Source organism: Cryobacterium sp. 10I1, assembly GCF_035019805.1.
GTDB classification, from domain to species: domain Bacteria; phylum Actinomycetota; class Actinomycetes; order Actinomycetales; family Microbacteriaceae; genus Cryobacterium; species Cryobacterium glucosi.
In genome coordinates this window covers 1-2,791 of the sequence record NZ_JASJVF010000347.1, presented here as the reverse complement: position 1 = coordinate 2,791, position 2,791 = coordinate 1, and the positions used below count along the sequence as shown (strand labels likewise).

Below are 2,791 nucleotides of genomic sequence, written 5' to 3'. Positions count from 1 at the left end.
CGGGGGGCCGCGCGGCCCCGGGCATCCGTTGCCCTGCCCACCCCTTCGATCGGAGAACCACCGTGAAATCATTGATCACCGGCGGCGCCGGCTTCATCGGCAGCCACCTCACCGAATACCTGCTGGAGCAGGGTGACGACGTCATCGTGCTCGACAACCTCTCGACGGGTTCGCTCCGCAACCTCGCCAGGGTCAGTGACAACCCCCGGTTGCGGTTCGTCCAGGGCAGCATCCTCGACAGGGCACTCGTCACCGACCTCATCTCCGGGCGTGACCGGGTCTTCCACCTCGCCGCGGCCGTCGGCGTCAAGCTCATCGTCGAGGAGCCCCTGACGAGCCTGCGCACCAACATCCACGGCACCGAGAACGTCCTCGACGCGTGCGTCGCCGCGGGGGCGACCCTGTTGCTCGCGTCGACCAGCGAGGTCTACGGGAAGAACACCGCTGACAGCCTCGACGAGGAGTCCGACCGCATCCTCGGCTCCGCCCTCAAGTCCCGGTGGACGTACGCCGCCGCGAAGGGGATCGATGAGGCGTTCGCGCACGCCTACTGGAGTGAGTTCGGACTCTCGGTTGCCATCGTGCGCCTGTTCAATACGGTCGGGCCGCGGCAGACCGGGCGTTACGGCATGGTCTTTCCCAACCTCGTCGGCCAGGCGCAGCGAGGGGAACCACTCACGGTCTTCGGCGACGGACGACAGACCCGCTGCTTCTCCTACGTCGGCGACATCGTGCCCGCCCTCGTCCGGCTCGCAGAGACTCCGGCCGCGTACGGCCTGGCCGTCAACATGGGCGGCGCCCAGGAGATCTCGATCCTCGGCCTCGCCGAGCGCGTGATCGACGTCCTCGGCTCGACGAGCGACATCAGCCTGATTCCCTACGAGCAGGCGTACGCCCCCGGCTACGAGGACATGCGTCGCCGGGTCCCCAACAACGGCCTCGCGCGGAAGCTCGTCGACTTCGAACCGAGTACCCCGCTCGACGACGTGATCCGGAACGTGGCCGGTGCCGCGGCGGGCGGCGGAAACGCCAACGAGGCCATGGCCCTCGCGGGTTCGCCGCTGCATCCGCACGCCCCCGGCCTCGTCGCCGCCGGCAGCCAGATCCCCGGGCTGCTCTGATGTGCGGGATCATCGCCTGTCGCGCCATCGAACCTGCGCCCGGCTATCTCGTCGCGGGACTCAAACGCCTCGAGTACCGCGGCTACGACTCTGCGGGCATCGCCGTGTCCGCTGAAGACGGCACGACGGCCGTGTTCCGCACGATCTCGCGCGTCGACTCCCTCACCGGGCTTGTCGAGGAGTGGGGCGGCCCCCTGCTCGCAGGCACCGGCATCGGCCACACCCGCTGGGCCACCCACGGCGGCGTGAGCGTTCAGAACGCGCACCCTCACCAGGACTGCGAGGGCCGCCTGAGCGTCGTGCACAACGGCATCCTCGACAACGCGGACCGGCTGCGCGCCGAGCTCGTGCATGCCGGGCACCGGTTCTCTTCCGAGGTCGACAGTGAGGTCATCTGCCACCTCGTCGAGGACCGCCTGCTCGACTCCGACGACCTGCTCGGAGCGGTGAGCGCCGCGGTCGCCCAGCTGACCGGCTCGTGGGCCCTCGTCGTCCTCGACGCACGGACAGGGCGCATGGTCGCCGCCGCACACCGCTCGCCGTTGCTCGCTGCCCGTTCCGCGGCGGGGATCTTCCTCGCGAGCGACATCTCTGCGATCGGCGACTGGGTCGACGAATTCCACATCCTCGCGGACGGCGACGTCGTCGAGGTCACGAACGACCTGGTCTGGACCAACTCCGGGATCCCGGCCGCCGTTCCCCCGGCCATCCCGCGGCCGCCGCGGCCGCAGTTCTCGCTGACCGTCGAGGCCGACGACCACATGGCCGCCGAGATCCGGGAGCAGCCGGAGGCCGCAGCCCGCCTGCTCGACGAGGTCGGCGGCCGGATCGCGACCGGCGAGCTCTGGAACGACCTCGGCCTGCCCCGGTTCGACCGGATGCGGGTGGTCGCGTGCGGGACCTCCCTCAACGCCGGAGAGGTCATCGGTTCCGCACTCAGCCGGCTCGGCGGGCTCGGCCACTCCTCCGTCGTCGCGAGCGAAGCGGCGGGCTCCGTCGTCGAACCGGGAACGCTCACGGTGATGATCAGCCAGTCTGGCGAGACCGCGGACGTGCTCCGGGCCCTCGAGGAGGGACCGGAGGGTTCCCCGGTGCTTGCCCTCGTCAACAACGTGCACTCGACGCTCGGCCGCAAGGTCGACGCCGTCGTGAGTTGCGCGGCCGGGCCGGAAATCGGTGTCGCCGCGACGAAGACGTTCGTCTGCCAGGTCATCGTCGGCACCGGGCTCGTGATCTCGTCGCTCGTCGCGAGCGGCAGGATGGATGTGGCCAGGGCCCACCGGCTCGTCAACGACCTGTACCTGATTCCGGAACAACTCGCGGAGGCCGCAGCCGCCGCGCGGGCGCTGCTTCCTCCCCTCGTCGAGGAGGTGCGGGGCGCCAAGGGGTTCCTGTTCCTCGGGCGGGGCGCCGGTGTCGCATACGCCGCAGAGGGCGCACTCAAGCTCAAGGAGATCACGTATCGCTGGGCGGAGGCCTACCCGGCCGGCGAACTCAAGCACGGTCCGCTCGCGCTCGTCGAGGAGGGCACCCCTGTCGTCGTGATCGACGACGACGATCCCCGGCTGGCCGGGAATATCGCCGAGGTGCGCGCGCGCGGCGGAACTCCTCGCCCTGATCCGCGACTTCACCCCCGAGACAACCCTCCTCCTGATCGACGACCTCGACCT

Annotated in this window: 2 protein-coding genes; both read left to right on the top strand. The window is 70.1% G+C overall.

Going from position 1 to position 2,791, the window contains the following annotated elements; genetic code table 11:
* Nucleotides 1-62 precede the first annotated feature (62 nt).
* Nucleotides 63-1,121 (top strand): NAD-dependent epimerase/dehydratase family protein, encoded by a 1,059-nt coding sequence (locus tag QN345_RS17725; RefSeq protein ID WP_134562096.1) that lies wholly within the window; start codon nucleotides 63-65, stop codon nucleotides 1,119-1,121.
* The coding region (glmS, locus tag QN345_RS17720) for a glutamine--fructose-6-phosphate transaminase (isomerizing) (RefSeq protein WP_323508990.1) at nucleotides 1,121-2,791 on the top strand (1,671 nt) is incomplete at its 3' end. The genes QN345_RS17725 and glmS, both read left to right, overlap by 1 nt.